This is a genomic window from Actinocorallia lasiicapitis (assembly GCF_054778695.1).
Genome location: NZ_BAAGZI010000305.1, coordinates 1 through 7314, shown reverse-complemented (window position 1 = coordinate 7314; position 7314 = coordinate 1). Strand labels below are relative to the sequence as shown.

Annotated in this window: 6 protein-coding genes; all 6 read left to right on the top strand. The window is 69.7% G+C overall.

Annotated elements, in window-relative coordinates; all coding sequences use genetic code 11:
- On the top strand, positions 1-388 hold a 388-nt coding region (locus ACYVE7_RS25640; protein ID WP_460367976.1), incomplete at its 5' end, for an ACT domain-containing protein.
- 169 nt (positions 389-557) lie between these two features.
- Positions 558-1598: a substrate-binding domain-containing protein gene (locus ACYVE7_RS25635; RefSeq protein ID WP_460367974.1), complete on the top strand. Its 1041-nt coding sequence runs from the start codon at positions 558-560 to the stop codon at positions 1596-1598.
- Between the two features lie 86 nt (positions 1599-1684).
- Positions 1685-2683 (top strand): phosphate ABC transporter permease subunit PstC, encoded by a 999-nt coding sequence (gene pstC, locus ACYVE7_RS25630; protein ID WP_460367972.1) that lies wholly within the window; start codon positions 1685-1687, stop codon positions 2681-2683.
- Between the two features lie 5 nt (positions 2684-2688).
- Positions 2689-3840 (top strand): phosphate ABC transporter permease PstA, encoded by a 1152-nt coding sequence (gene pstA / locus ACYVE7_RS25625; protein WP_460367970.1) that lies wholly within the window; start codon positions 2689-2691, stop codon positions 3838-3840.
- Positions 3837-5327, top strand: a complete 1491-nt coding sequence (locus ACYVE7_RS25620; protein WP_460367968.1) for a phosphate ABC transporter substrate-binding protein PstS — start codon at positions 3837-3839, stop codon at positions 5325-5327. Before pstA ends, ACYVE7_RS25620 begins: the two co-directional genes overlap by 4 nt.
- Position 5328: 1 nt before the next feature.
- Positions 5329-7314 (top strand): hypothetical protein (locus ACYVE7_RS25615; RefSeq protein ID WP_460367966.1); only part of this gene is annotated, 1986 nt, incomplete at its 3' end.

The window sequence follows — 7314 nt, the reverse complement described above, 5'->3', positions numbered from 1 at the left end:
CAGCCCGCCCGACCCCGCGACCGTCGAGGCCGACCTGCGGCGGGTGCTGGCCGGACGGCTCGACATCGCGGGCCGGCTGGAGAAGCGCGCCGCGTCGGTGCGGGTCAGGCCGGGGGTGAAGGTGCCGCCGCCGCGCGTCACGATCGTGGAGGAAGCGTCGAACACCGCGACGGTCGTCGAGGTGCGGGCGCACGACCGTCCCGGGCTGCTGTGGCGGATCGGCCGGGTGCTCGGGGAGTTCGGGCTCCAGATCCAGGCCGCGAAGATCGACACGCTCGGGGCGGAGGCCGTCGACGTCTTCTACTGCGTCGGCCCCGACGGCCGTCCCGTGACCGACCCCGAGACCCTGACGGCCCTCCGCGAGAAGATCACCGAAGCCCTCACCTAAAGTGATGTTTCCGCCCCGTAGCGGAGTTTGCCCGTTCTTTACCCAATGGATTGGATCGCTCCACTTGATCCGATGTTCAGGGTTCGTCTGACGCGTTCAGAGTTCCTCCCGCGAGCTGAGTGGTTCGCCGGTGGCGAGAAGGCCGCCGAAGCATCTTCGCGGAGGAAGAATGCTCAAGAAGATGGTTCTCAGCGCGGCACTGGCCGCACTGGCCGTCTCTGCCGTCCAGGTCCCTGCGATGGCCGACCCGGGCTTCACCCCGGCCAAGACCGACCTCGTCGGCGTCGGCTCGGACACCACCCAGGACGTGGTGAGCGCGCTCGCCGCCGCGTACAACAAGACCAAGCCGGCCGCCAAGGTCGCCAGCTTCAACGCCACCGGCTCCAAGACCTTCGTGCCGAAGGCCGGCCTCCCGGCCCGCGCCCGCGTCGTCGGCTCCGGTAACGGGATCAAGGCCCTGGTGGGCGACACCGAGGGCGCCTACGACTTCGCCCGCAGCTCGCGCGCCAAGAAGACCGACGGCTCCGAGGCCGCCCTCACCTTCTTCGCGTTCGCGCAGGACGGCGTGACCTGGGCGACCAACTTCCAGACCTACGCGCCGAAGTCGCTGAAGAAGTCGCAGCTCGCGAACATCTTCAAGTGCGCCTCCTCGGCCCGCTACTGGGACCAGGTCGGCGGCACGAAGGCCAAGAAGGGCAAGAAGAAGGTCCGCGTGGCCATCAAGCCGTGGCTGCCGCAGACCGGTTCCGGCACCCGCTCGTTCTTCCTCGGCGCGCTCGGCCTGACCGACGCCCAGGTCGGCTCCTGCGTGAACCAGAAGGCCAGCAACATCGAGAACGACGGCAAGAAGATCGGCGCCGACAAGGCCGTCATCGCGCCTTACTCGATCGCGCAGTGGATCGCCCAGGCGATCAACCACAAGGCCGACCGGCACGGCAAGACCGTCCTCGGCAAGATCGCGGGCGTCGCGCCGTACACCGGCAAGGTGACCGTCTCCAAGAAGGGCGCGGTCAAGGGCAAGAACATCCGCCTGAACGCCGGCGACTTCCCGCGCCAGTTCCTGCGGCTCGTCTACAACGCCGTCCGCACCGCTGAGGCCGCCAAGTTCGAGCCGGTGTTCGGCGCGAACGGCTTCGTCTGCGACCAGCCCGCCATCATCCGCACCTACGGCTTCGAGCCGATCGGCGGCGGCTGCGGCGCCACCTCCTGACCCCTCGGGGACGGGATTCAGCACGTTGAGCCGAAGGTGACCGGCCCCCGCCGGTCGCCTTTCGGCCGTTGACCAGAACGGTTTCCATGGACAACCCCGGCGCGGCCCCGCCGCCCGCTCCCCAGGAGCAGCGGCGCCGGTTCACCGCGCGTTTCAACGGGCAGGACGTCGCCTTCCGCTCCGCGGTGCGCGGCTCGGGCGTCACCCTGCTGATCATCCTCGGGTTCATCGGCCTGTTCCTCACGCTGCGCGGCTTCTCCGCGCTGAACAGGGCCGGCTACCACTTCTTCACCACCGCGGCCTGGAATCCCGAGGGCAACGAGTACGGCATCGCGTCCGTCCTCGCCGGGACGATCGAGATCGCGGTGACGGCGCTCTGCGTCGGCGTGCCGATCGCGGTGCTCGCGGCGCTGTACATCAGCGAGTACGCGGCGCCCCGCGCGAAGAAGCTGCTGATCGCGCTGGTCGACCTGATGGCCGCGGTGCCGTCGATCCTCTACGGGCTCTGGGGCGTGATGTTCCTGCAGCCGCGCGTCATCGGGATCTCCCGCTGGATGTCGGACCATCTGGCGTGGATCCCGTTCTTCCGGGTCGACACCGACCACGACGACCCGGGCTCCTACACCTCGTCGCACTTCATCGCGGGACTCGTGGTCGGGATGATGGTCATCCCGATCTGCTGCTCGCTGTCGCGGGAGGTGTTCTCCCAGGCGCCGCAGGCTGAGCGGGAGGCCGCCTACGCGCTCGGCTCCACCAAATGGGGCATGATCCGCACGGTCGTGCTGCCGTTCGGGCGCGGCGGCGTGATCGGCGCGGCGATGCTGTCGCTGGGCCGCGCGCTCGGCGAGACCATCGCCGTCGTCCTGATCATCTCGCCGAACTTCCTGGTCACCGGCCACATCCTGGAAGGCGGCGGCAACTCCATCTCGGCGCTGATCGCACTGCGCTACGCCGACGCAGGACAGTTCGCGCTGTCCGCGCTGATGGCCGCGGGCCTCGTGCTGTTCGCCGTGACGCTCGTCATCAACTTCTTCGCCGCCATCATCATCAGCCGCAGCCGTTCCGGCGCGTCGACCGAGGCCTGAGGCCCATGAGCACAACCGAAACCCGCACCGACCTCACCGCGCTCGAACCGCCCCGCCAGGTGCGCGGCCGGTTCCGGCCCGGTGGAGCGCTCCGCGAGGACCTGTTCTCCCTGCTGGGCGCGGCCGCCGCGGGCGCCGCGCTGGTCTGGGTCCTGTACACGAGGCTGCTGCCGTTCAGCGGGCTGTTCGGCTTCACCGTCTGCTGGTACCTGGCGTTCCTCGCCCTGTACGCGATCATCGTGACGCACGAGCACGGCCGGCTCGCGGCCGTCGACCGGCTGGTCAGCGTGCTGGTGCACAGCGCGGGGGCGCTCGCGGTGGTCGTGCTGGCCGTCATCCTCGGCTTCACGATCCTGCGCGGCTCGCAGGCGTTCGGGCACGCCAACTTCTTCGTGGAGACGATGGCCGACACCGGGCCGCTCGACCCGCTCACCAAGGGCGGCGTGCTCCACGCGGTGGTCGGGTCGCTGCTCCAGCTCTCGATCGGGGTGGCCATCGCGATGCCGCTGGGCATCGCGACCGCGCTGTTCCTCGTCGAGGTCGGCGGGCGGCTCGCCAAGCCCGTCCGGCTGATCGTCGACACGATGAGCGCGCTGCCGTCCGTGCTGGCCGGGCTGTTCATCCTGGCCGCGTTCATCATCACCCTCGGCTTCCAGAAGTCGGGGTTCGCCGCCGCGCTCGCCATCGCGATCATGATGGTGCCGATCGTCACCCGGGCGTCCGAGGTGGTGCTGCGGCTGGTGCCCGGCGGGCTCCGTGAAGCGGCCTACGCCCTGGGGGCGGGGCAGTGGCAGGTCGTGTGGCGGGTGGTGCTGCCGACCGCGCGCTCCGGGCTGGCCACCGGGATCGTGCTGGCGATGGCACGCGGTGTCGGGGAGACGGCGCCGGTGCTGCTCACCGCCGGATTCGCGCGCGGGATGAACGCCGACCCGCGCGAAGGCAACATGACCAACCTTCCGCTGTACATCTACAACTACGTGAAGTACCCGCAGCCGGACATGGTGTCGCGGGCGTTCGGGGCGGCGCTGGTCCTGGCCATCGTCGTGCTCGTGCTGTTCACCGTCGCGCGGCTGCTGGGGGGTGCGGCGCCCGGGCAGCTCACGCGCCGCGCCCGGCGGCGGCTCGCCGACACCGTTCCCGAGGAGACCGAGAAATGAGCATGAGGCGAATCGTTCCGCTGCTCCTGGCCTCGCTGCTCGTCCTGGTCACCGTGCGTCCGGCCTACGCCGACTACGTGCCCGTCACCGGCAGCGGCTCGACCTGGAGCCAGGTGGCGATCGACCAGTGGGCCGGCGACGTCAAGAAGAACGGCATCACCGTCAACTACACCGGCACCGGATCCACCGCCGGACGCACCGACTTCCGCAACGCGCAGACCGACTTCGGCGTCTCGGAGATCCCGTTCCAGCTCCACCCCGAGGACGGCAGCCCGCCGGAGACGTCGCGCCGTGACTACGCCTACCTGCCGATCGTCGCGGGCGGCACCGCGTTCATGTACCACCTGACCAAGAACGGCAAGCGGGTCGAGAACCTGCGGCTGTCGGGGGAGACCATCACCAAGATCTTCACCGGGAAGATCACGAACTGGAACGATCCCGCGATCACCAAGGACATGAACGGCACCGCGATGCCGAACAAGAAGATCACCCCGGTGACGCGTTCGGACGGCTCCGGCACGACCGCCCAGTTCTCGCTCTACATGGACACCCAGTACCCCGAGCTGTGGCGGCCGTTCTTCAAGAAGAAGGGGCTGACCTCCTTCTACCCGGCGTTCCCCGGTTCCAAGGCGCAGAACGGCTCCAACGGCGTCGCCGGGTACGTCGCCGCGTCCTACGGCGACGGCGCGATCACCTATGTGGAGTACGCCTACGCCCTCAACGCCGGATACCCGGTGGTCAAGGTGAAGAACAAGGCGAACTTCTACGTGCTGCCGTCCGCGCAGAACGTCGCGGTCGGGCTGACCAAGGCCGTCGTCGATCCGAAGGACCTCACCCAGGACCTGACCGGTGTGTACAACAACGGGGACAAGCGGGCCTACCCGCTGTCCAGCTACTCCTACATGATCGTGCCGATCTCGACGCAGGCGCCGTTCACCAAGGAGAAGGGCCGCACCCTCTCCACCTTCATCGACTACTTCCTCTGCGCGGGCCAGCAGAAGACCGCAGAACTGGGCTACTCGCCGCTGACCAAGAACCTGGTCGAGGCCGCCTACCGGCAGGTCGAACGGATCCCGGGCCATATCGACGTCAGCGCCAACGACCTGTCGGGCTGCCACAACCCGACCTTCGAGGGCGGCCGGAACGTCCTGCTGGAGACCGCGAAGCAGCCCGAACCGTGCGACCAGGCCGGCAAGGTGCCGTGCGGCGAACCCGGCGCGGGCAACGCCGCGACGCCCAGCGGCCGGCCGTCCGCAGGGCCGAGCAGCGGCGCGAGCGCCGCGCCGACCGGCGGGACCACCGTGCCGAACGTCGCGGGGCAGCAGGACAGCACGGCGTTCGCCGAACCCGTGGAAGTGGCCGCGCAGAGCGGGTACGGGCTGGCGCTCGGCGTCGTGGCGGCGTCGGTGCTGCTGGTCGCGCTGATCGTCCCCCCGCTGTTCACCGCGTATCTACGGGGCCGTCGCCGGCGCGAAGGAGGCTTGTAGGATGCGGGTCCTCGCCGCCGCCCTCGCCGCGGTCGCCCTCGTCATCGTGACGACGGGTGCCGCCAACCCGTCCGCGACGCCGACCCCGGTGCCGACCGTCACGGTCACCGTGACGGTGCCGCCGGGCGGGCAGCCGTCGCCGGGGCCGTCCGCTTCGCCGACCGTCGCGCCGACCCAGCCCGCCTACCCCGGCAACACCAAGGGGAAGATCAAGCTCGGTCAGCGGACCAACCTGGTCAACCAGGTCGTCCGGGTGAGCTGGACGGGGTTCACGCCCAGCTCCGACAACTTCCTCAGCGACAGCACCACCCACGTGGTCCGCGTCTACCAGTGCCGCACCGCCGATCCCAAGACGATCGCCGAATGCTACGGCTCCGGCCAGTACACCTACCCGGACAAGCCGAAGAACGGCAGTGTCCTGCCCGACGGACCCACCAACGCGATCACCGCGCTGACCGCGCCGAGCGGCAAGGGCTTCGCCGACCTCGAGATCCGCACCCTCACCGAATCGGCCAGCCTCGGCTGCAAGGGCGAGAACTCCTGCTCGGTCGTGGTCATCCCCAACGACGGCGACCCGAACCGGCCCGCCCTGGAAGGGCAGCTCGCCACCCAGGCGTACCTCGACTCGGCGTGGGCGTGGGCCAACCGGCTCGTCCTGCCGATCGGGTTCTCGCCGTCGGCCGGGACCTGCGCCCTCGAGGACGCCGACTTCCGGGCCAGCGGCTCCCCGCCGTCCCGGCGGCTGATGGAGCAGTGGCAGCCCGGCATGTGCACCGCGAAGAAACCCGTCGACGTCGACTACAACGCCTCGCTCGGCGACCCGCTGGCCCGGTCGAACTTCCAGTCCAAGAACGTGGACGTCGCGCTGACGACCCGGCCCGACGAGGCGGTGCCCGTCCGGCCGTTCACCTACGCGCCCCTCGGGATCTCCGGGATCGCGATCGCCTACCGGGTCGACGACCCCGACACCGGCCAGCAGATCACCGATCTGAAACTCACCCCGCGGCTGGTCGCCAAGCTGCTCAGCGAGTCGTACTCGATGAGCGCCGCCTGCGGCCCCGGTGTGAAGGACTGCAACAAGGCCACCAGGGACAACCCGCAGGACCTGTTCCAGGATCCCGAGTTCCTGAAGCTGAACGGCGCGGACAGGTCGTGGCCCAGCCAGGGCTGGCCGACCGTCGTCTCCGGTGACAACGACCTCACCTACGAGCTGACCCGCTGGCTGGCGTCCGACCCCGACACCGCACGGTTCATGGCCGGGGGCAAGGCGCCCGGCGGGATGCGGGTCAACACCAACTTCAAGGGCCTGAAGTGGCCGGAGGGCTCGCTGGTCTCCCGCGACCCCGACAAACGCTTCCAGCACGGGTTCATCCCCGTGCTCGGGCTCAAGGAAGTGGCCCGCTACCTGGTCACCAACCGCGACAACAGCGAGAACTACGTGAAGGACCAGTTCGGCAACTTCGTGAAGACCGCGCCGTACGCCGTCGGCAACCGGGGGCTGATCGCGATCGTCTCGACCGCCGACGCCGCCGCGCTCCGCTTCCCCACCGCGCGGATCAGGAACGCGGCCGGCAAGTTCGTCGCGCCGACCGACGCCTCCATGGGCGCGATGCTGAAACACCTCAAGAAGAACAAGGACGGCATCACCCAGTCGCCCGACTACACGGCCCGCGACGCCAAGGCGTACCCGCTCACCAACGTCCAGTACGCGCAGGTGCCGACCAGCGGCGTCGAGACCGCGAAGGCCAAGAAGATCGCGGCCTTCCTCGGGCACGCCGCGGGCGCCGGGCAGAAGGCCGGGGTGCTGCCCGGGCAGCGGCCCGTCGGCTACGTCCCGCTGACGCCCGCGATGCGCGCCCAGACGAAGAAGGCGGCCAAGGAGGTCCTCGCGCAGCGGGGCAAGCTGCCCGCCACGGCCGTCCCGCCCGTCCCGAAGACCACGGGCGACGACGACCAGGGCCCGATCACCCTGCCGCCGATCAACGCG